This is a genomic window from Cellulophaga baltica (assembly GCF_018861125.1).
In the GTDB taxonomy this organism is placed as follows: Bacteria; Bacteroidota; Bacteroidia; order Flavobacteriales; family Flavobacteriaceae; genus Cellulophaga; species Cellulophaga baltica_A.
Map to the genome: position 1 here is coordinate 240,432 of NZ_JAHKQN010000005.1, position 24,871 is coordinate 265,302.

General features: G+C 32.2%; 26 protein-coding genes. 13 read left to right on the forward strand and 13 right to left on the reverse strand.

Going from position 1 to position 24,871, the window contains the following annotated elements; all coding sequences use genetic code 11:
* Positions 1-131: 131 nt before the first annotated feature.
* The gene (locus KO500_RS01780) at positions 132-1,109 is read right to left on the reverse strand and encodes a pyruvate dehydrogenase complex E1 component subunit beta (protein WP_215954779.1); all 978 of its coding nucleotides are present in this window, start codon (positions 1,107-1,109) and stop codon (positions 132-134) included.
* Between the two features lie 176 nt (positions 1,110-1,285).
* Between KO500_RS01780 and KO500_RS01785 the strand changes: the two genes are divergently transcribed.
* The 5 genes from KO500_RS01785 to KO500_RS01805 all read left to right on the forward strand — a co-directional run bounded on the left by KO500_RS01785 (position 1,286) and on the right by KO500_RS01805 (position 6,265).
* The gene (locus tag KO500_RS01785; RefSeq protein ID WP_215954780.1) at positions 1,286-2,026 is read left to right on the forward strand and encodes an electron transfer flavoprotein subunit beta/FixA family protein; all 741 of its coding nucleotides are present in this window, start codon (positions 1,286-1,288) and stop codon (positions 2,024-2,026) included.
* Positions 2,027-2,055: 29 nt separating this feature from the next.
* Complete coding sequence (locus tag KO500_RS01790) at positions 2,056-3,024, forward strand: electron transfer flavoprotein subunit alpha/FixB family protein (RefSeq protein WP_215954781.1); 969 nt, start codon at positions 2,056-2,058, stop codon at positions 3,022-3,024.
* Between the two features lie 91 nt (positions 3,025-3,115).
* Positions 3,116-3,745 (forward strand): bifunctional nuclease family protein, encoded by a 630-nt coding sequence (locus tag KO500_RS01795; protein ID WP_215954782.1) that lies wholly within the window; start codon positions 3,116-3,118, stop codon positions 3,743-3,745.
* Between the two features lie 99 nt (positions 3,746-3,844).
* A complete protein-coding gene (locus tag KO500_RS01800; protein ID WP_215954783.1) occupies positions 3,845-5,314 on the forward strand; it encodes a NupC/NupG family nucleoside CNT transporter in 1,470 nt (489 codons plus the stop codon).
* A 126-nt stretch (positions 5,315-5,440) separates the two neighbouring features.
* On the forward strand, positions 5,441-6,265 hold the full coding sequence (locus KO500_RS01805) for a thymidylate synthase (RefSeq protein WP_215954784.1): 825 nt from the start codon (positions 5,441-5,443) through the stop codon (positions 6,263-6,265).
* Positions 6,266-6,349: 84 nt separating this feature from the next.
* Here KO500_RS01805 and KO500_RS01810 read toward each other — a convergent pair whose 3' ends face one another.
* The gene (locus KO500_RS01810; RefSeq protein WP_215954785.1) at positions 6,350-6,646 is read right to left on the reverse strand and encodes an isoamylase early set domain-containing protein; all 297 of its coding nucleotides are present in this window, start codon (positions 6,644-6,646) and stop codon (positions 6,350-6,352) included.
* A 150-nt stretch (positions 6,647-6,796) separates the two neighbouring features.
* Positions 6,797-7,885 carry an aminotransferase class V-fold PLP-dependent enzyme gene (locus tag KO500_RS01815; RefSeq protein WP_215954786.1) on the reverse strand — a complete coding sequence of 363 codons (1,089 nt, stop codon included), beginning with the start codon at positions 7,883-7,885 and terminating at the stop codon, positions 6,797-6,799.
* Positions 7,886-7,944: 59 nt separating this feature from the next.
* On the opposite strand from KO500_RS01815, the gene KO500_RS01820 reads away from it, so the two are divergent.
* Positions 7,945-8,334, forward strand: coding sequence for a 2TM domain-containing protein (locus KO500_RS01820; RefSeq protein ID WP_215954787.1), 390 nt, complete (start codon positions 7,945-7,947; stop codon positions 8,332-8,334).
* A complete protein-coding gene (locus KO500_RS01825; RefSeq protein ID WP_215954788.1) occupies positions 8,331-8,834 on the forward strand; it encodes a dihydrofolate reductase in 504 nt (167 codons plus the stop codon). The genes KO500_RS01820 and KO500_RS01825 overlap by 4 nt, the downstream gene beginning before the upstream one ends.
* Here the strand turns inward: KO500_RS01825 and murI are convergent.
* The 8 genes from murI to KO500_RS01865 all read right to left on the reverse strand — a co-directional run bounded on the left by murI (position 8,823) and on the right by KO500_RS01865 (position 17,045).
* Complete coding sequence (gene murI / locus KO500_RS01830) at positions 8,823-9,602, reverse strand: glutamate racemase (protein WP_215954789.1); 780 nt, start codon at positions 9,600-9,602, stop codon at positions 8,823-8,825. The genes KO500_RS01825 and murI overlap by 12 nt on opposite strands.
* A 125-nt stretch (positions 9,603-9,727) precedes the next feature.
* Entirely contained in the window at positions 9,728-10,237 is a 510-nt protein-coding gene (locus tag KO500_RS01835; RefSeq protein ID WP_215954790.1) for an OmpH family outer membrane protein, read from the reverse strand.
* An 86-nt stretch (positions 10,238-10,323) separates the two neighbouring features.
* Positions 10,324-11,160 (reverse strand): OmpH family outer membrane protein, encoded by an 837-nt coding sequence (locus tag KO500_RS01840; RefSeq protein ID WP_215954791.1) that lies wholly within the window; start codon positions 11,158-11,160, stop codon positions 10,324-10,326.
* Between the two features lie 174 nt (positions 11,161-11,334).
* On the reverse strand, positions 11,335-13,974 hold the full coding sequence (locus KO500_RS01845; RefSeq protein ID WP_215954792.1) for a BamA/OMP85 family outer membrane protein: 2,640 nt from the start codon (positions 13,972-13,974) through the stop codon (positions 11,335-11,337).
* Positions 13,946-14,686: an isoprenyl transferase gene (locus tag KO500_RS01850; protein WP_215954793.1), complete on the reverse strand. Its 741-nt coding sequence runs from the start codon at positions 14,684-14,686 to the stop codon at positions 13,946-13,948. Before KO500_RS01850 ends, KO500_RS01845 begins: the two co-directional genes overlap by 29 nt.
* Before the next feature lie 6 nt (positions 14,687-14,692).
* Complete coding sequence (locus KO500_RS01855; RefSeq protein ID WP_215954794.1) at positions 14,693-15,385, reverse strand: DUF6089 family protein; 693 nt, start codon at positions 15,383-15,385, stop codon at positions 14,693-14,695.
* A gap of 116 nt (positions 15,386-15,501) precedes the next feature.
* Positions 15,502-16,383 carry an NAD kinase gene (locus tag KO500_RS01860; protein ID WP_215954795.1) on the reverse strand — a complete coding sequence of 294 codons (882 nt, stop codon included), beginning with the start codon at positions 16,381-16,383 and terminating at the stop codon, positions 15,502-15,504.
* A 5-nt stretch (positions 16,384-16,388) separates the two neighbouring features.
* Positions 16,389-17,045, reverse strand: coding sequence for a CBS domain-containing protein (locus KO500_RS01865; protein WP_215954796.1), 657 nt, complete (start codon positions 17,043-17,045; stop codon positions 16,389-16,391).
* An 89-nt stretch (positions 17,046-17,134) separates the two neighbouring features.
* On the opposite strand from KO500_RS01865, the gene KO500_RS01870 reads away from it, so the two are divergent.
* The 6 genes from KO500_RS01870 to clpX all read left to right on the forward strand — a co-directional run bounded on the left by KO500_RS01870 (position 17,135) and on the right by clpX (position 22,564).
* Positions 17,135-17,863: a pyridoxine 5'-phosphate synthase gene (locus tag KO500_RS01870; protein ID WP_215954797.1), complete on the forward strand. Its 729-nt coding sequence runs from the start codon at positions 17,135-17,137 to the stop codon at positions 17,861-17,863.
* Entirely contained in the window at positions 17,863-18,636 is a 774-nt protein-coding gene (locus KO500_RS01875) for an alpha/beta fold hydrolase (RefSeq protein WP_215954798.1), read from the forward strand. The genes KO500_RS01870 and KO500_RS01875 overlap by 1 nt, the downstream gene beginning before the upstream one ends.
* Positions 18,637-18,689: 53 nt before the next feature.
* Positions 18,690-19,037 carry a phage holin family protein gene (locus tag KO500_RS01880; protein ID WP_215954799.1) on the forward strand — a complete coding sequence of 116 codons (348 nt, stop codon included), beginning with the start codon at positions 18,690-18,692 and terminating at the stop codon, positions 19,035-19,037.
* Positions 19,038-19,137: 100 nt separating this feature from the next.
* A complete protein-coding gene (gene tig, locus KO500_RS01885) occupies positions 19,138-20,460 on the forward strand; it encodes a trigger factor (RefSeq protein WP_215954800.1) in 1,323 nt (440 codons plus the stop codon).
* 86 nt (positions 20,461-20,546) lie between these two features.
* Positions 20,547-21,224 carry an ATP-dependent Clp endopeptidase proteolytic subunit ClpP gene (gene clpP, locus KO500_RS01890; RefSeq protein ID WP_215954801.1) on the forward strand — a complete coding sequence of 226 codons (678 nt, stop codon included), beginning with the start codon at positions 20,547-20,549 and terminating at the stop codon, positions 21,222-21,224.
* 104 nt (positions 21,225-21,328) lie between these two features.
* On the forward strand, positions 21,329-22,564 hold the full coding sequence (gene clpX, locus KO500_RS01895; protein ID WP_215954802.1) for an ATP-dependent Clp protease ATP-binding subunit ClpX: 1,236 nt from the start codon (positions 21,329-21,331) through the stop codon (positions 22,562-22,564).
* A 77-nt stretch (positions 22,565-22,641) separates the two neighbouring features.
* Here the strand turns inward: clpX and KO500_RS01900 are convergent, their stop codons facing one another.
* Positions 22,642-23,199: a hypothetical protein gene (locus KO500_RS01900; protein WP_215954803.1), complete on the reverse strand. Its 558-nt coding sequence runs from the start codon at positions 23,197-23,199 to the stop codon at positions 22,642-22,644.
* 107 nt (positions 23,200-23,306) lie between these two features.
* A complete protein-coding gene (locus KO500_RS01905; RefSeq protein ID WP_215954804.1) occupies positions 23,307-24,818 on the reverse strand; it encodes a GH3 auxin-responsive promoter family protein in 1,512 nt (503 codons plus the stop codon).
* Between the last annotated feature and the right edge of the window lie 53 nt (positions 24,819-24,871).

Consider the following 24,871-nt stretch of genomic DNA (forward strand, 5'->3'; position numbering starts at 1 on the left):
TTGAAAATGTGGAATTAATAAGCAAAAGTACAAACACTTATTACAAGAAAAATGTTTCTTAAAACAAAAACAGCTTTATTAACAAAATATTGTCAATAAAGCTGTTTAGCTATGTTGTAAATTTAAAAAGGCTATTTATACATCACCTTTTTTACAGATTTAATCACATCTTCGTAATTAGGCAACCATTCTGCCAATAATACTGGAGAATATGGTGCAGGAGTATCTGCAGTGTTTATTTTTTCAATTGGAGCATCTAAATAGTCAAATGCATTTGATTGAACGTGGTATATAATTTCAGAAGCAACATTACCATAAGGCCAAGCTTCTTCCAAAATAACCATTCTGTTTGTTTTCTTAACAGATGTAAGTATCGCTTCGTAATCTAATGGTTTTACTGTACGTAAATCGATTATTTCACAGCTAATACCTTCTTTTTCTAATTGATCTGCCGCTTTGTAAGCTTCTTTAATAATTTTACCAAAAGAAATAATAGTTACATCAGTACCTACTCTTTTAATATCGGCAACACCTATTGGCACTATATAATCTCCTTCAGGAACCTCACCTTTATCACCATACATTTGCTCAGACTCCATAAAAATAACAGGATCATTGTCTCTAATCGCTGCTTTCAATAAACCTTTTGCATCGGCTGGATTAGAAGGTACAATCACTTTTAAACCAGGACAGTTTGCGAACCAGCTTTCAAAAGCTTGTGAGTGTGTTGCTCCCAGTTGACCTGCAGAACCTGTTGGGCCTCTAAAGACTATTGGACAATTGAACTGCCCGCCAGACATTTGACGAATTTTTGCCGCATTATTGATTATTTGATCAATACCAACTAAGGCAAAGTTAAAAGTCATAAATTCAATAATTGGTCTATTACCATTCATTGCAGAACCTACCCCAATACCAGCAAAACCAAGTTCAGAAATAGGAGTATCAATTACTCTATCTGCACCAAACTCGTCTAACATACCTTTTGAGGCTTTATATGCACCATTGTACTCTGCGACTTCTTCACCCATTAAATAGATAGAATCGTCTTTTCTCATTTCTTCGGACATTGCCTCACAAATAGCTTCCCTAAATTGTATTGTTTTCATTTAAACAGAGTTTCTTAAATTATTTTTCTAAAAGCGAACACAAAAATAGGAAAATATCTGTCATATCAATGTTAGTTACAATCAAAAAAAGTTATAAAATTTACTATGCATGCATAGTAAATTTGAAAAATATTGGCTATCTTAGCATCATTATTGAAAATTTAATACCCAAAATAATGAAGATATTAGTTTGCATAAGCAATGTTCCGGATACAACATCCAAAATAAACTTTACCGATGGAGATACTAAATTTGACACTAACGGTGTACAATTTGTCATAAACCCTAACGATGAGTTTGGGCTTACTAGAGCAATGTGGTTTAAAGAAAAACAAAGCGCTACGGTACACATTGCTACTGTGGGTCCTGCTTCTGTTGAACCTACAATGCGAAAAGCTCTTGCTATTGGAGCAGATGAAGCGATTCGTATAAACGCAGAACCTACAGATGGTTTTTTTGTAGCTCAACAACTTTCTGAAATAATAAAGAATGGCGGCTACGACTTAGTCATTGCCGGTAGAGAATCAATTGATTATAACGGAGGAATGGTTCCTGGCATTATAGCTAGTTTGCTTGATATTAACTTTGTAAATACTTGCGAAAGTCTTGAAATTGAAGGGACAAAGGCCACTGCTGTTCGTGAAATTGACGGTGGTAAAGAAAAAATATCAACTACCTTACCTCTAATTATAGGTGGACAAAAAGGATTAGTTGAAGAAAAAGATTTGAAAATACCAAACATGCGTGGTATTATGATGGCACGTAAGAAAACATTAACTGTTGTTGAACCTGTTGACGGTTTAACAGCTACAAATGACACCAAATTTGAGAAACCTGTAGCTAAAGGAGCTGTAAAACTTGCTTCTTCAGTTGATGAATTAGTAACGTTATTACACAACGAAGCCAAAGTAATATAAAAATTATCTCAAATTAAAAAAACAAAAATATGTCAGTCTTAGTATATACAGAATCTGAAAACGGTAAGTTTAAAAAAAATGCTTTTGAAGTAGCTTCATATGCTACTGAAGTTGCAAAACAAATGGGAACTACAGCTACTGCTGTATCATTTAACGCAACTGATAAAGAAAGTTTAGGTGAATACGGAGTATCTAAAGTAATTAATATAAGTGACGATACATTAAGTACTTTTAATGCAAAGGCTTATGCAAATAGCATCAAGCAAGTTGTTGAAAAAGAAGACGCTAAAGTCATCATCTTAAGCTCTAGTACAGATACAAAATTTCTTGCACCTTTATTGTCAGGATATTTAAAAGCAGGCTACATACCTAATGTAGTTGCTGCACCTGAAAGCACTACTCCTTTTGTTGTAAAACGTACAGCATTTAGCAACAAAGGCTTTGCTTTATCAGAAATTAATACCGATATAAAAATTGTAGGAGTATCAAACAATGCTTTTGGTATTGCTGAAAACAAAATAGAAGCCTCAGTGGAAGATTTTAGTGCTTCTGTTTCAGATGCGGATTTTGGTATAAAATCTATTGAAATAGATAAAGTAGTTGGTAAAGCTACTATTGCAGATGCCGATATTGTAGTATCTGGTGGTCGTGGTTTAAAAGGACCAGAAAACTGGGGATTGATTGAAGATTTAGCCGAAGTACTTGGTGCCGCTACCGCTTGTTCTAAACCTGTATCTGATTTAGGTTGGAGACCACACGGAGAACATGTTGGTCAAACTGGGAAACCTGTTGCAAGTAACCTATACATTGCTATTGGTATCTCTGGAGCAATTCAACATTTAGCAGGCGTGAGCTCATCAAAAGTAAAAGTTGTTATAAACAATGATCCTGAAGCCCCGTTTTTTAAGGCTGCTGATTATGGTATTGTAGGCGATGCTTTTGAGGTTGTACCACAACTAACAGAAAAATTAAAAGAATTTAAAGCTCAAAACGCTTAAAAATTGCTAAATTGTGCCACTTAATAGGGGCTGTTTAAATAATTGGGCATCCCTTTTTATTTAAACAGCCCCTAGTGGTTTAAAAACATTTATGAGCTTAGTACGGTTAAAAATAAAAGGAATATCATACAGTCAAACGCAAAACGGTGCGTATGCCCTTATATTAAACGAAGTTGAAGGTGATAGAAAATTACCAATTGTTATTGGTGCTTTTGAAGCACAATCTATTGCTATTGCATTAGAAAAAGAAATTAAACCTCCCCGCCCATTAACTCATGATCTTTTTAAAAATTTCGCAGATCGTTTTGACATCGTAGTTAAACAAGTGATTATTCACAAACTTGTTGATGGTGTTTTCTACTCAAGCATAATTTGCGAAAGAGACAAAATTGAAGAAATTATTGATGCTCGTACTAGTGATGCTATCGCTTTAGCTCTACGGTTTAATGCACCAATATTTACTTACAAAAACATATTAGATAAAGCTGGTATATTCTTGAAATTCTCATCAAAAGAAAAGGAAGATGACGATGCTGACGATAGTATTATGGTAAATGAAATATTACAAGAAGGTGAAACGGTTGAAATTACCGGTTCTGCTTCCGATGGATATTCTGAACTTACTACTGAAGAACTATACAAAGAATTAGAAAATGCAGTTAATAATGAAAATTACGAAAAGGCTGCCAAATTAAGAGACGAAATATCAAAACGCGAATAATTCGTTTTCTTAAAATCAAGTAGAAATCATAAGCAACACAATCTTGTATTGCTCATCAAATTATGATACTGCTACACATATTAATATAAAATTACATTGATGAAAAACAGCTTTTGGTTTGTGTTACTAGCACTTTTATTAGTAAGTCCGATATTTGGTCAAGATTTAAACAACGAAATTGTTACAGTTTCAGAAGAAGTTAAAAATAACGTTGATACTACTACCATCATAAATGATATCGCAGTAACCAAAATAAAACCAAACGAAGGTTTTTCAATAAATAGTCTTTTTAGAGGTATTCTAGGAATGGCTGTTTTAATATTAGTTTCCTTTTTGTTTAGTGCAAACAGAAAAGCCATCAACTGGAAAACAGTAGGTATTGGTTTAATACTACAACTTGTAATAGCTATAGGCGTATTAAAAGTACCTTTTATTCAATATATATTTGATAAAATTGGAAAACTATTTGTAAAAATATTAGAGTTCACCACCGCAGGTAGCAAGTTCCTTTTTGAAGGTTTAGTGGTTGACATGGATACATTCGGTTTTATTTTCGCCTTTCAAGTACTGCCAACAATTATCTTTTTCTCTGCTTTAACATCTGTTTTATTTTATTTAGGAATTATTCAAAAAGTAGTAAAAGTATTGGCTTCATTACTTACTAAAACATTAGGTATTTCAGGTGCGGAAAGTTTAAGTGTTGCAGGCAATATTTTTTTAGGGCAAACAGAAGCTCCATTATTAATTAAAGCTTATTTAGATAAAATGAATAAGTCAGAAATTCTTTTGGTAATGATTGGTGGTATGGCAACTGTAGCAGGAGCTGTTCTAGCTGCTTACATTGGTTTTTTAGGTGGTGATGATGAGGTATTACGTTTACAATTCGCAAAACATTTATTAGCAGCATCTGTAATGGCAGCACCTGGTGCTATTGTAATTTCAAAAATATTATATCCACAAACAGAAACCGTAAATACTGATGTAAATGTATCTACCGAAAAAATAGGATCAAATATATTAGATGCTATCGCTAACGGAACTACTGAAGGCTTAAAACTTGCTGTAAACGTTGGTGCAATGTTATTGGTTTTTGTAGCCTTTATTGCAATGATTAACTGGATCTTTGGTTCTATCGGCGATGTTACACACATTAACCCTTGGATTGCCGAAAACTCATCGTATAGTAAACTATCATTAGAATCTATTTTAGGAACCATTTTCGCCCCTTTAATGTGGTTAATTGGTATTGCGAAAGAAGATGTTATGTTAATGGGACAATTACTAGGTATTAAACTAGCAGCAAGTGAGTTTATAGGCTACATACAACTATCAGATTTAAAAGATGCTTCAAACGGACTTCATTTTACGTATAACAAATCTGTAATTATGGCAACTTATATGCTATGTGGTTTTGCTAACTTCGCCTCAATTGGTATTCAAATTGGTGGTATTGGATCATTAGCTCCTAACCAACGTAAAACCTTATCTGAATTCGGACTCAGAGCTGTTTTGGGTGGTTCATTAGCATCGTTACTTTCTGCTACTATTGCCGGAATGATTTTAGGTTAAGCACCTTTTCGTTGATAACCTTTTTATAAGTAATATAGCTCTTCGTAAAACGAACAAGTACTTTTTATACTTTTGAAGTATACAAAACTATAAAAGGCTCATTGCTATGGGCACGTATTTTACTTTATGAAGCAGTATCACGATTTATTACAACATGTTTTAGACACAGGAAATCAAAAAGGAGACAGAACTGGAACCGGAACAAAAAGTGTTTTTGGCTACCAAATGCGTTTTGATCTTAGCGAAGGTTTCCCAATGGTGACTACTAAAAAATTACATTTAAAATCTATCATTTACGAATTACTTTGGTTTTTAAATGGTGACACTAACATCAAATACCTACAAGAAAATGGAGTGCGTATCTGGAACGAGTGGGCAGATGAGAATGGTGATTTAGGCCCTGTTTACGGTCACCAATGGCGTAATTGGAATAGTGAAGAAATAGATCAAATTAAAGAAACTATCGAAACACTAAAAAACAACCCAAATAGCCGAAGAATGTTAGTTTCTGCATGGAATCCAAGTGTTTTACCTGATACTTCAAAATCATTCTCTGAAAACGTAGCTAACGGTAAAGCTGCTTTGCCTCCATGTCATGCTTTTTTTCAATTTTATGTAGCAAACGGAAAATTATCATGTCAATTATATCAACGTAGTGCCGATATTTTCTTAGGCGTACCTTTTAATATCGCATCTTATGCATTATTCACTATGATGATGGCACAAGCTTGTGGCTACGAAGCTGGAGATTTTATTCACACTTTTGGTGATGCCCATATTTACAACAACCATATGGAGCAAGTGGAGCTACAATTAAGTAGAGACCCAAGACCATTACCAAAAATGACTTTAAACGCTGACGTGAAAAATATTTTTGATTTTAAATTTGAAGATTTCACGCTTGAAGATTACAACCCGCACCCACATATCAAAGGAGCTGTGGCGATATAACATTTCTACTAAAAGCAATAATTTTATAAAACAAAAAAAACCGAAGCACTAAGCCTCGGGTTTTTTAATTTAACACACTAAATATTATAACTGCAATACGGCATTTTCCGCACCAGCAAAATCATTCCATTTAAAACTATCTGCTTCGTTATCATTCACGTAAGTGTCATCCACAAGATATCTAAATTCATAAGAAGTTTCTTTTGGCAAATCCATTGTCCCCTTGAAAGTTCCGTTCTTTAATTTTCTTAAAGAGCCTTTTTCAGGGTTCCATTCATTAAAGTCTCCTATGACATAAACTTTTTTTGCCTCTGATGCAGGCACCGTGAAAGTAACCTTACACACGGGCTTGCTTTTTAAATATTGTTTTGAAATAGCCATCTTGATACATTTTTTGATTCTTAACAAAACAATACATAAATTTATTGACAACCAACTAGTTACATAAGTTTTATGAAATTGATAAAAATTAATTTATAAAAAATTGGAATTCTTAATTTAATCATTCAATTTTTTATTACTAATAACGTGTTAGCTATTTTTTTTTATGACATCTACAACTTTCTTTATGTTTTTAATCGTGATGTAAAAATGAAAACTAAGGCGAATTCCATCTCCTCTTTGCGAGCAAATTATAGCATTATTTGTTAAGGCATCAAATAATTTTTGATTCCCTTTAATATTAAATATTGTGGAGTGCGAAGTTCTTTTTACCACAGTATCTTCTAACACACCTAGCTTTGAAAATTCTGCAAAAGCATAATCACCAAGCTCTTTTATAGTAGCCTCTATATCCTCTTTTCCAATCTCTGTTAAATAATCTAATGACCTTTTTAAACTACCAAAACTTAAAGTATCTAAATGCCCAGGTTCAAAATGCTTTACAAAATCAAATTTATTTTTATTTTCAATAACGCCAGCAGAACTATTAAAACCTGTCGTATTTAATTTAAAATGCTCTTTAACTTCATCTTTAAAAAGCATAAACCCATTACCACTACCCGCTAACAACCACTTGTATGCACTTGCACCTAAAACATCAATTGCAGAAGCTTCAAAATCAAAAACCTCAGTACCGCAATACTGCGTACCATCTGCAATAATCAAAAGATCAGGAAACTCAGATTTTAATTTTTTCAAAAAATCTAACTCTATTTTTATACCATTAAGCCATTGCACAATACTAATAGCTAAAACAGAAATACCTTTATTTTTAATAATAGAATGAATATTATCTTCTAAAATACCCTCTTTTAAACTAGCAAAATTAACATCAAACCCCCTACTTTCAAAAGGCCAATTTAAAGATGGGAAGTCACCCTCTAAAAGCAAGACTTTATTATTCTTATCCAAACCCTCCAAAAGAACATTAAAGCCTAATGACACATTCTGAATTAAAGCAACATTATCAATTGTACAATTAAAAAAATTACCAACAGTTTTTCTAGTATCTTCAATAAGACTTAACCCTTTCAGTTTAAAATTACTGCCACCTAATAAATAATCTAAATCATGCTCTTGTCGCCAGTCTAACAAACTGTCATACATAATACCATAAGCCGCTGTATTTGCATATATGTACTGATTTAAAATTGGAAACTCCTTAATGATCTTTAGCATCAACTTTGATTTTAAAATAGTATTTATAGTATATTTGTTAGTAAAGATACAGATTAGCCATGTTTTCTAAGCGAAAAAAAGAATCGGATATTGATTTAGAACAGCACGAGTTGTTGGAACACGCACAAACAAGAATAAAGCAAAAAAAGCGTTTGTATACGCATTTCGTCATATTCTTAATTGGAAGCGTTTTTTTAGTTCTTATCAATAAAATTCTAAAATACGGTGACACTTATGATTGGTTTATCTGGGCTATTACATTCTGGGCTTTTATATTTATCATACATCTTGTAAATGTTTTAATTACTCAAAAATTTATGGGTAAAGATTGGGAGCGTGCTCAACGTGAACGATTGGTAAAAAAACAAAAAGAAAAGATTGCCGCACTACAGAAAGAAATTGAAACAGACTTTCCCGTTTCTCAAATAAATAAAAAAGAAGAGATTTGAAAACTATAACACTTATTGCTGCTATAGCTGAAAACAATGCCATAGGGAAAAACAATGATTTACTTTGGCATTTACCAGATGATTTTAAGCGCTTTAAAGCTTTAACCACGGGAAACCCTATAATTATGGGACGAAAGACTTTTGAAACCTTCCCAAAGCCGTTACCGCACAGAAAACATATTATAATTACACGTGATGAAAATTACAGCACAAATTTTGATAATTGCGTTGTAGTACACAATCTTGATGATGCTTTAAACGAAGTAAAAGACGCTAATATTATTTATATTATTGGTGGCGGGCAGATTTATACCATGGGTTTAGAAAAGGCAACACATATGGAACTTACCATTGTTCATGACAATTTTGAAGCTGATACATTTTTTCCTGATTTTGACAAAAAAAACTGGAAAATAATTGCAGAAGAATACCACCCAAAAGACAACAATCACATCTATGATTTCACGTACATTACCTATGAAAGAATCTTAGAAATCTAAATAGTTAACCGCTACATTATAGTCACTTACAAATTGCTTTAATACTCCAACAGTTGCATTCGTGTAAAATTGATCACTAACATTTTGCTTATCAGCCAATAAATCAAATGAAGTCAATATGGCTTTTGTTTGTTTTGCTACTGCTTCACCAGAATCAATAATTTTTACGTTATCAGGTAAAATACGTTGCAATACCGGAATTAAATACGGATAATGAGTGCAACCCAAAACTAAATAATCAATACCTTCTACTAACATAGGTTTTAAGTACTTTAAAAGCAATTTCTCCGATTCTTTACCACAAGCCTTCCCAGATTCAATTAAAGGCACCAAACCTTCTCCATTTTGTTCTAGTATCTTTATGCCGTCTGAAAAATTCTTAGCCGTGCTATGAAATAATGCGCTTGATAAAGTACCCTTTGTAGCTAAAACACCTATTGCTTTACTAGTAGAATTTAAAGCAGCAGGTTTTATGGCTGGCTCAATACCAATAAAAGGCACATTATAATTATTACGTAAATAAGCTATCGCATTTGTTGTTGCAGTGTTACAGGCCACCACAATTATTTTGGAACCTTGCTCAAGTAGGTATTCGGTATTTTTAATACTTAAAGCCAGAATTTCATCAGCAGGTTTATCTCCGTAAGGAGCATTTTTACTATCTGCTAGGTAGATGGTATTTTCAAAAGGGAGTAATTTTCGTATCTCTTTCCATATTGATGTTCCACCAACACCTGAATCAAAAATACCTATAGGTTGTGAGTTCATATTAATTTAACGCCATATAACTAAGGATAAAGTTACAGGAAAAACATTGTTTAGACCTAATGAAACAAAAAAAAGAGTCCATTAAAACAATGGACTCTTTTTTTATTATAAATATTATAAATTTCTTAGAAACCTAATTCTTTCTTTACTAATGGTAATAAGTCAGTTCCTTGTGCTACGATTACACCACTTCCTTGAGAAGAGTCCAACACATAGTTTACACCTTGTGCACTTGCAACTTTTTCAATAGCCGCTTTCGCTTTGTCAGAAATAGGACTTAACAAAGCAATTTGCTTTTTCTGTAATTCCTGCTGAGCAGTTTGTTGTGCTCCTTGAATATTTTTTTGAGCTTCTTGTAATTCAGCTCCTCTTTTTTGATTTTCCTCATCAGACTTACTAGCCGCTTCACTTTCGTACTGCTTATACTTGTTTTGCAACTCAGTCATTGAACTTTGGATATCTGCTCCATAAGTTTCTTCTAACTTTTTAAGTTCAGCTTCTGCCGCTTTCATTTCTGGCATAGCAGACATTAATTCTTGTACATTAATATGTGCTACTTTATTTTGAGCATTTACAAAACTTGATGCTCCTATAAATAAAACTACCGCTACTACTATTCCTTTTAAATGTTTCATGATCTTTTTTAATTTCAAATGTGTGTTAATTTATTCGTATTCGAACCCTAAATAAAGGGAATTTTTATTATTTATTCTACTATTTTCTATCTTTTGTTTTCCTCTTCGCTATCGTCCGATTCTTCTTCCGACTCTTCCTCTGCTTCTTTGGCTGCTTTTTTCTTAGCTTCTCGTTCTTCTAATAATTTTTTACGTCGCGCTTCGTATGCTTTTTTCCTTTCTTCACGTAATTTTAATTGCTCAGCTCTTTTCTCTTCCGCTAACTTTTCCCTAGTCTCTTCTGCTGTTTTAGATTGCTCAATTCGTTCTTTTAAAGCCTCAGTCATTTCTTCTTCCTCAGGCACATCATCAAACTTATTTCTTTTCTTAATTCGGTCTTTAGCAGCTTTAACTTTTCGTGTCCTTGAAATAGCCTTTAAAACCAAATCACTAATATCTAATCTATTTTGCGCAAAAAGCATTACAATATCAGCTGATCTATCAAAAATTAAATCATACTTTTTAGCTTGACCAATTTTTTGTACTTCATTAAAAACCTGATCTTGTATAGGCTGAATTAATCTTTGTTTAGAAATAATTAAATCACCTTGAGGACCAAATCTGTCCTGCTGATAGTCAAACATTTCTTTTTCTAGGATCTTGATCTCCTCTTCACGCTCTTCAATAAGCTCCGCTGTTAACAAAACTTTTTCTGCCATCAAATCTTTCTTCATTTGATCGATAGCACTTTTCTCTTGCTCAATCTCTAATTTCCATTTCTGAACCTTTTTTGCTAACTGATCATTAGCTTCACCATATTCCTCAACATTTTCAAGAATATACTCCATATCAACGTAAGCAATTCTTGTTCCTCTTTGTACTTGAGAAAAGGCACTAACTGACACTAATACTGCACTAATAATTAAAAGAACTTTTGTTTTCATTTCGCTTACATTTTATAGTATTGAAAATATCGTGCCAAAATAATTAAATATTTTAAGAAAGTGAATGGATTATGAAGATTACTACTAAAAAAAATGATTTTTCTATCGTTTTTAAAGCAAAACACGTATTACAAACCTTATAATTAATAAAAGTTGTAATACGTGTTTTATATTTTAAAACTGTTGCCCAATGATAAAATGTGTTTCCCAACCATTAGGACCTGCAGAAGAACTTGGGTTATTATCTTGATCAAATCCGTAACCAAAGTCAATACCTAACAGACCAAAAGCAGGCATGAATATACGTAAACCAGCACCTACTGATCTTTTTATTTCAAAAGGATTGAATTCTTTAAAACTACTAAATGCATTACCACCTTCAGCAAAAACTAACCCGTATATTGAAGCTGATGGTTTTAAAGTTAATGGGTATCTAAGTTCCATAGAGAACTTATTATAAATAAGACCACCTGCTTGTTCTAAACTTCCAGTTATTTCATCAGTAACATATGGTGTTAAAGATTGATTAGAATACCCTCTTAATTGTATATTTTCTCTACCATCAAGTGTAAAAGTACCCATACCATCACCACCAACATAAAAACGCTCAAAAGGAATATCACCAGCTTCACTATTATAATTTCCTAAGAAACCAAACTCAACATTTGTACGTAAAACTAGAGCATTATTAGATTGATTACCTATAAGTGTACTATACCAATCTCCTTTAAAATTAAACTTATAAAACTCTAACCATTTAAAACGCTCTTGATCTATTTCTTCTAAAGCATCACTATCACTACTTTCAATTGCAACCTCTAAATCATCATTAAGTTGCTCATAATCGATACCGTTAAACCAAGACCATGGTGGCGTAATTTTAGCGGTAATAGAAAAATTTGAACCTGTTGTTGGGAAAATTGGGTTTGTACCTGCTGATCTTCTTGAAATTCCTAATGTATATGCTAACGAATTTGAATTACCATCTCCAAAATTAAATAATCCTATATCATAATCATTAAAATCGTAACGTTGGTAAGCTACAGAGTGAGATATTGTAAAGAAATCATCTGGCCATTGCACACGCTTAGCTAAACCTAAAGTTATACCTGTAATAGAAAAGTTTTTATCTTTATCTGCTGAATATCCTGAGGTTGAGAAATCATAAGAAAACTGTCTTGTTCTAGATAATGAAGCACTAAAACTAACTGGTTTTTTTCCTCCTAACCAAGGCTCAGTGAAATTTAAACTATATACCCTATATGTTTGACTTGCCTGTAAGCGTAAAGCAAAGGTTTGACCGTCACCCATTGGCACAGGCTTGTATTCTTCTTTATTGAAAATATTTTTCATAGAGAAGTTACTAAAAGATAACCCTAAAGTACCTATGAAACCTCCACTACCATAACCACCTTGTAACTCAATTTGACTTGAACCAGACTCTACTAGGTTATAGTTCAAATCTACAGTACCAGCATTTGGATCAGGATTAACAATATCTGGTGTCACATTTTCTGCATCAAAAAAGCCTAATGCACCTAACTCACGGATACTTCTAATAATATCCGCTTTGTTATATTTTTGACCTGGTCTTGTTCTTAACTCTCTAAAAACAACGTGATCATTGGTTTTATCATTTCCACTAATAGTAACATGATCTAAGAAAGTCTCCTTACCTTCTATAATACGAATCTCAAAATTGATAGTATCATTTACAGCCGAAACCTCAACTGGATTGATACTTGAAAACATATAACCATTATTATTGTATAAACTAGAAAGGTCATTAGGGTCTGGCTTAGTATTATCAGCAATACGCTCTTTTAATAATACTCCGTTATAGACGTCACCTTTTTTTACACCTAAAACACTTGCTAATTGCCTATCTGTATAAACAGTATTACCCACAAAGTTTATATCACCAAAGTAATATTTATCACCCTCTTCTACTTTTATAGTAAGATCAATTAAATCATCCCCATTTTTCACAAAAGTATCTGAGACAATACGCGCATCTCTATATCCTCGCTCAGCATATTTTGCCATCAAGTTAACTAAATCAGCATCGTAATCTTCAGGAATATATTTTGACCTTTTTAAGGTTAGAATGTTTTTAATTGATTTCTCTTTGGTTTTTTTAAGTGACTTTTTTAATTTTTTATCAGAAATTTTCTCGTTCCCCTCAAAATTAATACTGCTAATTTTTACTTTAGAGCCTTTATTAATATTAATAACCATGCTCTGTGCGTTGGCTTCTGAAGTATCAACAGCTGTAGCAATATTTACTTTCGTATTTAAAAAACCTTTCTTTTTGTATTTATTTTGAAGGTAGTTTTTAGTGTTGGCAATTAAATTTTCGGTAATTTTTTTACCCTTCTTTAAATCAGTATCTTTTAAAATATCTTCAATTTTACCTTTTTTAACACCGTAAACTGTTACATCAGATAATGTAGGACGTTCTAAAATATTTAGTTCTAAAAAAACTTTCTCACCTTCAACTTTAGTGATATAAAAGCTAATATCGCTAAAAAGCTCTAAACCCCAAAGTTTATTGATTATAGCACTGATTTCTTCACCAGGTATAGTTATAGGTTGCCCTTCTCTGAGTCCCGTGTACGTTTTTACAGTTTGTTCGTTATAACTCTGCAACCCTGTAACCTCTAAACCACCTAAAATATATTTTTTACCTTCTTCGTAAGAAATATCTTGTGCAGTACCCACAAGGCTTGATAAAATTAAAAAAAAGGTAAATGCTAATTGGGAAGAAGTGATATTTTTTACACCTCTAGTTAAGTTGTTCGCTAGTTTTTCCAAATCTTCGTTCTCTATTTTGGTAATTTAAAATTGCTTCAACTAATTGCTGTTCATTAAAATCGGGCCACAACACATTAGTGAAATACAGTTCTGCATATGCTATCTGCCAGAGTAAAAAATTACTTATCCTATGCTCACCACTTGTGCGTATAAGTAAGTCTACATCTGGTATATTATGCGTGTAAAGATGGTTATTAATAATGATTTCATCAATATTTTCCGATGAAATTATATTATTTTTAACTTTGACACTAATATTTTTAACTGCATTGACAAGCTCTTCACGGGCTCCATAGCTAAGCGCAAGGGTTAAAGTTAACCCCGTATTGCCACTGGTTTTATTGGTAACTTCAGTGATTTCTTTAAAAGCCTTTTTAGGCAAAGAATCTATATTTCCAATGGTATTAAAACGCACATTATTATCTAAAAATGTGTTTAATTCTTTCTTTAATTGAGTTGCTAAAAGCTTCATTAAAGTATCAACTTCAAATTTTGGTCGGTTCCAATTTTCAGTTGAAAAAGCGTATAATGTAAGGTAAGGCACACCTATTTTCACACAAGACTCTACTATTTTTTTTACTGCTTTAGCCCCGTGCTCATGACCAAAAACTCGCATTTTGCCTTTTTGTTTTGCCCACCTACCATTACCATCCATAATAATAGCTAGGTGCTGTGGCAACTTATCTTTATCTATATTTTCTATAGTGTTCATATACTACTAATCAAAACAATCGGAACAAGGTTTTCTTTTAAAGGTATACGTTAGTGTCAACCCTGAAAAAACATACCAATCATTACTAAAAATATTACCAAACGAAACATCTAATGGTTCTAAATTTGGATCTTCCGGATTACTAAAATCTAAATTATCCGTAAATGTATAGCGCGCACCTATTTCACCTCCAAGAATAAAAAACTGACTTAATCTATACTTAAAACCAATTGTCATTGGAATGGCAAAAGCACCATCACGTTGCTCATAATCGATTACAAAGTTAGCATCTATATAATTATAATCATACCTAAAATACGTAATTCCTGTATAAAGGTACGGTGTAAATGCCGGCCCTAACTTATGCAAATTATAATCTGTAAAATTAAACTCTAGTCCTGCTGAAATTTCTAAAATATCATTATCTACAACATAAGCACGTTCTTGTCTTGAACTTAAATTAGATTTTGTATCATCAGCAGTAAACTCACCATATAGAATACTGGCACGCCAAGCATACCTCTTACTTTTATTCCATTTAAACACACCTCCAAAACCAACTCCCGAAGGTGAAATATAATTGGTTTTACCTACATCTCCTATATTATTTACACCGCCAGCCATTATTCCAACCTCATAGGTCTGCCCTCTCATTATAAAAAATGAAAAGACAATAAGTAATGTAAAAAATGTCTTCATGAATTTAAAAGTTTGCAAATATAACAATTTCAATAGTTTGTAAAATTGAAATTATTAGATTTATGTTCTCTCTTTGATAAACAACTTTTAGCGTTTTTTATTGTCATATAAACCAATCAATTGCGCCTATCTTCACCCCAAAGCAATTTATTGCGTAGTGTTTTAAAAAAACTTTCAGAAGTATATTCTATCATTTTTATAGTAAATGATGATTTTTTTATAATAATTTCTGTGCCATTTGCCACCGTAGCGATTCTAGAATCCAAAGAAACTAAATGATTATCTTCTCTACCAGAAACCTTTAAACGTATTGTCGTTTCATCAGCAATTACTAATGGGCGTGCATTTAAATTATGTGGTGCAATTGGTGTTAGAATTAAAGATTTAGCTGTTGGCGCAATTACTGGTCCGCCACAACTTAAAGAATACCCTGTTGAACCTGTTGGTGTTGCCACTATTAAACCGTCTGCCCAATATGATGTTAAATACTCATTATTTAAATGCGTATCAACGGTAATCATAGATGTAGTATCTTTTCTACTTACCGTAACTTCATTTAGCGCAAAATTTAGTTTTTCAAACTCTTCCATAGGCGGGTTTGTAGTAACCTCTACCAAACTACGTTCTACAATAGTAAATTCTCCAGCAATAAATTCCGTTACTAAATTACGAACATCCTCTTTTTGAAAAGTAGACAAAAACCCTAATCGCCCAGTATTTACACCTACTATAGGAATATCTAAATTTTGAACATAGGTGATTGCTCTTAAAACAGTACCGTCACCTCCAAAACTCACAAACATATCGAAAGTGCTATCTAAACCTTCTTCCGTATTAAAAAGCGGGTATTCTTGTAGATTACCAGATTTACTTAGTAATTGATAAAACTCTTCTTCAAAAAAAACTTCTGACGACGATTTACTTAACTCGTCAAGCAACTCGATTACATAATCAAGAGCATTATCAGTATACGTTTGCCCGTAAACAGCAATCTTCATAAGCGTTATACGTTTAAAAATTTATTTAAATAATCTGATCTTTGTTTTAAATCTTCCAAAAATTGATCATCGTTATTCCCAAACATAATGGTGTAGTTGTAACGCCTAAATGATTGAATTATCTCATTCAAATTTGTAGTTCCAATTTTTAAAGTTATCTGTACAACATCATTTTTACTATCCGAAACAAAGCCACCCAATAACTTTGTGTTATTACTTTCAACTATTTGTGATATTTCACTAAAAGAATAATCTTTTGTACCTTTTGCAACTACAAGAATACCACCTGGCTCAGTAAAAAAAGGAGTATCTATAAATATTTCAACAATATCATTAAGATCATAATACCCACATACACGGCCATCTTCATCAAGCACAGGAATTAAGTTTGCCTCATTACGAGCAAAAGCTTCTAAAACATCTAACCAAGAAGTATGTTTTTTTACAAAAACAGCTTCTAAATTATACCTGTAATCATCAATTTTCCCTGAAGAATCCAAAACCGCCATGTCATTTTCAGAAATAACTCCTAAAAACTTATCATCAGCAACAATTGCCACATGAGAATATATGGTACCTTTAAAAAACTTAACAACATTCTTCATGGAATCTTCCATGTTAAAAACCGGAATTGTATCTATTATGTGAGATTGTATATTCATGTAAAATTATTAAAATGCAAATTACTAATTAAATATGGCAAAAAGTATGCCTTATTCGTATTTTTGTATAATAAACACCGATAAAGAACATGACTAAATTAAGTGTTAATGTAAATAAAATCGCCACTTTGAGAAATGCTAGAGGTGGCAACATGCCAAACCTCTTAAAAGTTTCGAGTGATATTGAAAGTTTTGGTGCACAAGGCATTACTATTCACCCAAGACCAGACGAGAGACATATTAAGTATAACGACGCAAGAGACCTAAAAAGTATTGTAAAAACAGAATACAATATTGAAGGCAACCCAAACCCGAAATTTATCGACTTAGTTTTAGAGGTAAAACCAACGCAAGTCACATTGGTACCTGATGCTATTGACGCAATTACATCAAACGCTGGCTGGGACACCGTTAAACATTTTGACTTTTTAAAAGAGGTTATACAGACTTTTAAAGACAACAATATTAGAACTTCAATTTTTGTTAACCCTAACAATAAAATAATTGAAAATGCCGCTAAAATTGGCACTGACAGAATAGAACTTTATACCGAAAGTTACGCTGACAATTTTAGCAAAGCAACGACTGAAGAAGAAAAGCATAAAGCTATTGAAGCTTTTATTACGGCTGCAGAAACCGCAAATCAAGTAGAACTTGGCATTAATGCAGGTCATGATTTAAGCTTAGATAACATTAAATATTTTAATGATAATATTCCTAACCTTTTAGAAGTTTCAATTGGTCACGCATTAATTTGCGAATCACTATACTTAGGACTAGAGAACGTGGTTAATATGTATTTAAACAAACTTAAATAATGCAACTTTTACATTCACAAATATTCGGCGAGGGAGAACCTTTATTAATCTTACATGGTTTTTTAGGCATGTCTGACAATTGGAAGAGATTAGGAAATCAATATGCCGAAAAAAATCATCAAGTCCACTTAATAGATCAGAGGAATCACGGAAAAAGTTTTCATTCTAAAGATTTTAATTATGACTTTCTTGTAGAAGATTTAAAATTTTACATGAATCATTATTCTATTTCTTCTGCCATTATTTTAGGACATTCCATGGGAGGTAAAACAGTAATGCAATTTGCTTGCACCTACCCTGAAATGACTAAAAAATTAATTGTTGCGGATATTGCTCCTAGATATTACCCACCACATCACCACCTTATTATAGATTCATTAAACAAGATTGATCTAGGTAGTCTCACAAAAAGATCTGAAGCAGATGAGTTTTTAGCAAACTACATAACTGATTTTGGCACCCGCCAGTTTTTATTAAAAAACTTATACTGGATTGAAAAAGGAAAATTAGCTTTCCGAATGAATTTACCAGTTTTAAGTGAGCGTATGGAAGAAGTTGGTGAAAACATAAACCCAACTGACAACTATGAAGGACCTACTTTATTTTTAAAAGGAGATCAATCAGAATACATCACAAAAGAAGACACTCCAGAAATTAAACGTCATTTCCCTAAAGCAGAAATAAAAACTATTGATAACGCAGGTCACTGGTTACATGCTCAAAATCCAAAACAGTTTTTTGATTTTTCATATGAGTTCATGATATCATCATAAAACACTTAATTTTAAGTATATTTAATAACAGGTAAAAACAAAAACACACACTTATGAAACTTATATTAAGAATATTACTAAGCGCTATTGCTGTTGTAATTTTATCATACATACTACCAAATACATATGTTGACAATTATTTTACTGCCATAATTGTAGCTATTGTTTTAAGTTTACTAAACTTTATTGTAAAACCAATTTTAGTTATACTTACACTACCTGTAACCATATTAACACTAGGACTTTTCCTATTAATTATCAATGCAATAATTATACTCTTAGCCAGTAATTTAATTGATGGTTTTAGGGTTGATGGGGTATTTTGGGCTATTATATTTAGCTTGTGTTTATCATTCTTACAATCTATTTTATTTTCAGTTTTAAATGATGATAAAAATTAACACATTAGGCTTTTGAAATTCAGCCACTTAAAAACTTGCCACATTTTGTAAAATATAGTACTTTTGCATCCCATTTTATTAGATGTAAATAGATATATAGATGAATATCACTAAAGAACAGATTGACGATTTAAATGCTGTTGTAAAGGTTGCCGTTACAAAAGATGATTACCAAGACAAGGTTGACACTATCTTAAAAGATTACAGGAAACAAGCAAATATTCCTGGATTTAGAAAAGGACAAGTGCCAATGGGTCTTATAAAAAAACAATACGGTAAGGCTGTATTGGTAGAAGAAGTTAACAAACTAATTCAAGATAACCTTAACAAATACCTTACTGAAGAAAAATTAGACGTACTTGGTAACCCGTTACCAAAACAACGTGATAATTTTGATTGGGATGCTGAAAATTTTGATTTTGAATTTGAGTTAGGATTAGCCCCTAGCTTTGAAGTAGACTTAAAATCTAAAAAAGCAATTACTCAATATAAAATAGTTGCTGATGATAAAATGATTGATGAGCAAGTTGGACGTATTCAAAAACAATACGGAAAACTTACCAACAAAGAAGAAGTTAGCAAAAAAGACGAGGTTTCTGGAGTTTTCAAAAATGAAGAAGAGGAAATTGAAAATAAAGCTACTGTAGAATTAAGCAATTTAAAGAGTAAAAAAGCAATTGATGCTCTTGTTGGCTGTAAAGTTGGTGATGTTGTTACCTTAAACTCAAAAGGTTTATTTAAAGAAAATCAAGATTTAACTACTGCTTTAGGTATTCAAGCTGAGAAAGCTGAAAACCTTAAAGTTGATCTTACTTTCACTATTGAAGAAATTAATGAGAGAGAACCTGCTGCTTTAGATCAAGAATTATTTGATAAACTTTTTGGCAAAGATGCTGTAAAAACTACAGAAGAATTAAAAGCTAAAATAAAAGAAGATTCTGAACAACAATTCACACAACAGGCAGATCAAAAGTTATTAAATGATGTTACAGAAAACTTCATTGAAAACACAAAATTTGATTTACCAACTGAGTTCTTAAAAAAATGGATTCAATTAACTGGTGAAAAAGTTTTAACTGATGATGAAGCTGCTGCTGAATTTGAAAAATCAGAGAAAGGTTTACGCTATCAATTAATTGAAGGTAAAATAGTTACAGAAAACGAATTACAAGTTCAATTTGATGAATTGAAAGAATTCTCTAAAGGATTTATTAAATCTCAAATGGCACAATTTGGTCAACTAAACCCAGCTGAAGAAGAACTTGACAACATTGCTGGAAGAGTTTTATCTAACCAAGACGAAGTTAAACGTTTATCTGAACAACTAATGAGTCAAAAGTTAATTACGCTTTATAAAGAAAAAGCAAACTTAAAAACAAAAGAAGTTACTTACGAAAACTTTGTGAAGGAAGTTTACGGGTAGTATTACATAAATAAAATAAGTATCTTTACGGTGTTGAAAACAAGTTTTCAACACCTTTTTTTATTTAAAATCATATTTAAAAATTTATGGATTACGGAAAAGAATTCAAGAATTACGCTATAAAAGATCAAGGTATTAGCAGCATGTATTATGATAAAATCATGAGTAGCATGTACCCAACAAATATGACCCCAAATATTATTGAAGAACGTCAAATGAATGCAATTGCAATGGACGTTTTTTCAAGATTAATGATGGACAGAATTATTTTTTTAGGAACTGGTATAAATGATCAAGTAGCTAATATTGTTCAAGCACAATTATTATTTTTAGAAAGTGCTGATGCTAATAAAGACATTCAAATTTACATTAACTCACCAGGCGGTAGCGTTTATGCAGGCTTAGGCATATACGATACAATGCAATACATAAAGCCAGATGTCGCTACAATTTGTACCGGTATGGCCGCATCAATGGGTGCTGTATTATTATGTGCTGGCGAAAAAGGAAAGCGTAGCGGACTTACACATTCTCGTGTAATGATTCACCAACCCTTAGGTGGTGCTCAAGGTCAAGCTAGTGATATTGAGATCACAGCGCGTGAGATCTTAAAATTGAAAGGAGAACTTTACGAAATTATCGCACAACACTCTGGTCAAAGTCTTGAAAAAGTTCATGATGATAGTGATAGAGATTACTGGATGAAAGCTGCTGAAGCAAAAGATTACGGTATGATTGACGAGATTTTAGTAAGAGAAAAGTAATGTTCTCGACAAAATAGAGAATCTACTACTTATTAGTAGAAATTTATAAAGCAACCAAAACACCTTATGAACTATGGTAAATTGTTTGCATTAGTATTAAAATTATGACAAAAGAAAGTTTAGAATGCTCTTTTTGTGGAAGAAAAAAGCCTGAAACAAATTTATTGATTGCAGGTTTAGATGCGCATATTTGTGACAGATGTATAGAGCAAGCACATGGTATCGTTGCCGAAGAATCAAAACAAGCTAAAAATGATGATTTATCATCTGAATTGGTTTTAAAAAAACCACTAGAGATAAAAGATTTTTTAGACACTTTTATCATTGGACAAGAGCGAACGAAAAAAGTAATGTCTGTTGCTGTTTACAACCATTATAAAAGATTATTGCAGCCTTCTTCTTCTGAAGATGATGTAGAAATACAGAAAAGTAATATTATCATGGTTGGTCAAACCGGTACTGGTAAAACATTAATGGCAAAAACTATTGCAAGAATGCTAAACGTTCCTCTTGCTATTGTTGATGCCACTGTTTTGACTGAGGCTGGTTATGTTGGTGAAGATGTTGAAAGTATATTAACTAGACTTTTACAGGCTGCAGATTACAATTTAGAAAAAGCAGAACGTGGCATTGTTTTTATTGATGAAATTGACAAAATAGCGCGCAAAAGCGACAACCCTTCAATTACTAGAGATGTATCTGGTGAAGGTGTACAACAAGGTTTACTTAAACTTTTAGAAGGAACAACAGTTAATGTACCACCTAAAGGTGGTAGAAAACACCCAGATCAAAAATTTATTGAGGTAAATACTGAAAACATACTTTTTATTGCTGGTGGAGCTTTTGATGGTATTGAACGCGCAATTAATAAGCGTTTAAACATGCAATCTATTGGTTACAGCGCAACTAAAGATGATGAGCAATTAGATGCTGAAAATATTTTACAATACATTATTCCAAAAGATTTAAAAGAGTTTGGATTAATACCTGAAATAATTGGTAGGCTTCCTGTGTTAACACACATGAATCCTTTAGATGCAAAAACTCTTAGAGCAATTTTAACTGAGCCTAAAAATGCTATTATTAAGCAATATGAGAAGTTGTTTAAAATGGATGAAGTTGATTTAAAAATCACTGATGATGCTTTAGATTATATTGTTGAAAAAGCAATTGAATACAAATTAGGAGCCAGAGGTTTACGTTCTTTATGTGAAGCTATCTTTACTGATGCTATGTTTACGCTACCAAGTAGCGAAGAAAAAGAGCTGAAAGTAACTAAGGCTTACGCTGAAAAGATGCTTTCATTTGATACTATTAAAAAACTAAAAGCAGTTTCTTAAAAAGAAACCTAAGTTTTCATAAAGACAAAGCCTGTAATTTAAATTACAGGCTTTGTCTTTTTTACATATATTATTGTTTAAGCACTGGCTTTACACTTTCTCATTGAAACCATTGTCAAAAACTCTTGACATATCTCTTTCGTAATTTTTTCATCAGAATACAACTCATGTCCAAAATCATCTATAACTTCAATCTCTAAATCTAAGTTAGTAGCCCATTCATCTGATGGTCTAAATTTATCATTAGCACCATAAATAAAACGAGTATCAAATGAAGGTTTTTCTGTCTCTTTTCGAACTCTTGTTGATGAGACTGCATATAACGATTTAATTGGCAAACCAGCTAATCCAGCTTTATAAGCAATAGTACCACCAATACTAAACGCTAGGTAACGAGACGGTTCAGATTTTTTTTCTTTTTTCAATAATTCTGAAACTGCAATATCTATTCCTCCTGAAACAAAAGCATTATGTAAATTCTCCTCAGTTTCATTTTCAACATTAATCTGAGCCAACTCTTGACAATCATAATAAACAATATCATAGTATTGTTGTAGATACCCTAAGTAAGATGTAACCCAAAGACCATTTCTGATCCCCCACATATCTGATAGAACTACTAATCTTTGCGCCATAATTATAATATCAATTGGTTAACGTTGAGTTAAATATAATTATTAAACGTAAGAATTACAATTATTGTTGTAGGAATTTACGCTATTAAACGTAAAAAATACATTTATTAGTTCATATGTAGCAATTCATCGATGTAATCCCTTTTATTAGACAACCTTGGTATCTTATGCTGCCCACCTAACTTACCCTTTAATTTCAACCAATCGTAAAAAAGGTTCTCTCTAGCTATATGCACTAATGGTTTCATGAGCGTAATGTTATTGTAACGCTTCGCTTCGTAATCTGAATTTAAAGACTTTAAAGCATTATCTAAAAACTCAGTAAAATAAGCCAAATCTTCAGGCGGTTTTCTAAACTCAATTATCCACTCATGACCTCCTTTTTCTTTACCTGACATAAAAATTGGACCAGCAGTATAATCTTTTATTTCTGAACCTGTTTTTTTACAGACACTTTTTAAAGCTTCTTCCGCATTTTCAATGATTAACTCTTCACCAAATACATTGATATGATGTTTAGTACGCCCTGTAACCTTTATACGATAAGGATTAGTAGATGTAAACCGAATTGTATCACCAATTTTGTAACGCCATAAACCAGCATTTGTAGTAATAATTATTGCGTAATTTTTATTTTTTTCTACACCCCAAAGCGGAACAACTCTTTGCTCTAAACTTCCATATGTATCCATTGGTATAAACTCATAAAATATACCATAATCAAGCATTAGCAAAAGTTCATCAGAATGATTACGATCTTGAATAGCAAAAAAACCTTCCGAAGCATTGTAGATTTCATAGTAGTTGAAATTCTTCCTTGGCAACAAACTCTTATATTGATCTTTATACGGACTGAAACTTACGCCTCCATGAAAATAAACCTCCAGGTTTTCCCATACCTGAAATAAATTCTCTTTACCCGTTTCTTCAATGACACTGTTTAACAACACCAACATCCAAGAAGGTACACCAGCCAAACTAGTAACATTTTCTTCAGTACTTTCTTTTATAATCGCCTTTAATTTTGATTCCCATTCACTCATTAAAGACACCTTGCTACTTGGCGTACTACTTAATTCTGCCCAAAAAGGCATATTATCAATTAAAATAGCCGATAAATCACCAAAAAAAGTACCATTATCTTCATACAACTCTTTGCTCCCTCCCAAACGGAGACTTTTACCTGTAAACAATTGAGAATTTTCATTATTATTTAAATACAAACAAAGTAAATCTTTGCTCGATTTATAGTGGCAATCTTCTAAAGCTTCATTACTAACTGGAATAAATTTACTTTTAGCATTAGTTGTTCCACTACTTTTTGCAAACCATTTCACGTTTGTTGGCCAAAAAATATTTTGCTCTCCTTTTCTAGCTCTTTCAATAAAAGGCTCCACCTCTTCATAGGAAGTAATAGGCACTCTTTCTGAAAACGTTTTATAATTAAGTATTGAATCGAAATCATGCTTTCTACCAATTTCAGTATCTTTTGCAAAAGAGATTAACTGTTGTAATACTTCTTCTTGCACTTCACTAGGGTATTTTAAGAAAAGTTCTATTTGATGATAGCGTTTTTTAAGCAACCAAGAAGCAATAGAATTAAATAAAGGTATTGACATTTATTAGGTATATTTAAGCTTAATAAATTTTGAGCTAATTTCGCGTAACAATT

Coding starts and splice junctions, on each gene's coding strand:
- KO500_RS01780 (WP_215954779.1), bottom strand. CDS start 1,109: ATGAAAACAATACAATTTAGGGAAGCTATTTGTGAGGCAATGTCCGAA.
- KO500_RS01785 (WP_215954780.1), top strand. CDS start 1,286: ATGAAGATATTAGTTTGCATAAGCAATGTTCCGGATACAACATCCAAA.
- KO500_RS01790 (WP_215954781.1), top strand. CDS start 2,056: ATGTCAGTCTTAGTATATACAGAATCTGAAAACGGTAAGTTTAAAAAA.
- KO500_RS01795 (WP_215954782.1), top strand. CDS start 3,116: ATGAGCTTAGTACGGTTAAAAATAAAAGGAATATCATACAGTCAAACG.
- KO500_RS01800 (WP_215954783.1), top strand. CDS start 3,845: ATGAAAAACAGCTTTTGGTTTGTGTTACTAGCACTTTTATTAGTAAGT.
- KO500_RS01805 (WP_215954784.1), top strand. CDS start 5,441: ATGAAGCAGTATCACGATTTATTACAACATGTTTTAGACACAGGAAAT.
- KO500_RS01810 (WP_215954785.1), bottom strand. CDS start 6,646: ATGGCTATTTCAAAACAATATTTAAAAAGCAAGCCCGTGTGTAAGGTT.
- KO500_RS01815 (WP_215954786.1), bottom strand. CDS start 7,885: ATGCTAAAGATCATTAAGGAGTTTCCAATTTTAAATCAGTACATATAT.
- KO500_RS01820 (WP_215954787.1), top strand. CDS start 7,945: ATGTTTTCTAAGCGAAAAAAAGAATCGGATATTGATTTAGAACAGCAC.
- murI (WP_215954789.1), bottom strand. CDS start 9,602: ATGAACTCACAACCTATAGGTATTTTTGATTCAGGTGTTGGTGGAACA.
- KO500_RS01835 (WP_215954790.1), bottom strand. CDS start 10,237: ATGAAACATTTAAAAGGAATAGTAGTAGCGGTAGTTTTATTTATAGGA.
- KO500_RS01840 (WP_215954791.1), bottom strand. CDS start 11,160: ATGAAAACAAAAGTTCTTTTAATTATTAGTGCAGTATTAGTGTCAGTT.
- KO500_RS01850 (WP_215954793.1), bottom strand. CDS start 14,686: ATGAACACTATAGAAAATATAGATAAAGATAAGTTGCCACAGCACCTA.
- KO500_RS01855 (WP_215954794.1), bottom strand. CDS start 15,385: ATGAAGACATTTTTTACATTACTTATTGTCTTTTCATTTTTTATAATG.
- KO500_RS01860 (WP_215954795.1), bottom strand. CDS start 16,383: ATGAAGATTGCTGTTTACGGGCAAACGTATACTGATAATGCTCTTGAT.
- KO500_RS01865 (WP_215954796.1), bottom strand. CDS start 17,045: ATGAATATACAATCTCACATAATAGATACAATTCCGGTTTTTAACATG.
- KO500_RS01870 (WP_215954797.1), top strand. CDS start 17,135: ATGACTAAATTAAGTGTTAATGTAAATAAAATCGCCACTTTGAGAAAT.
- KO500_RS01875 (WP_215954798.1), top strand. CDS start 17,863: ATGCAACTTTTACATTCACAAATATTCGGCGAGGGAGAACCTTTATTA.
- KO500_RS01880 (WP_215954799.1), top strand. CDS start 18,690: ATGAAACTTATATTAAGAATATTACTAAGCGCTATTGCTGTTGTAATT.
- tig (WP_215954800.1), top strand. CDS start 19,138: ATGAATATCACTAAAGAACAGATTGACGATTTAAATGCTGTTGTAAAG.
- clpP (WP_215954801.1), top strand. CDS start 20,547: ATGGATTACGGAAAAGAATTCAAGAATTACGCTATAAAAGATCAAGGT.
- clpX (WP_215954802.1), top strand. CDS start 21,329: ATGACAAAAGAAAGTTTAGAATGCTCTTTTTGTGGAAGAAAAAAGCCT.
- KO500_RS01900 (WP_215954803.1), bottom strand. CDS start 23,199: ATGGCGCAAAGATTAGTAGTTCTATCAGATATGTGGGGGATCAGAAAT.
- KO500_RS01905 (WP_215954804.1), bottom strand. CDS start 24,818: ATGTCAATACCTTTATTTAATTCTATTGCTTCTTGGTTGCTTAAAAAA.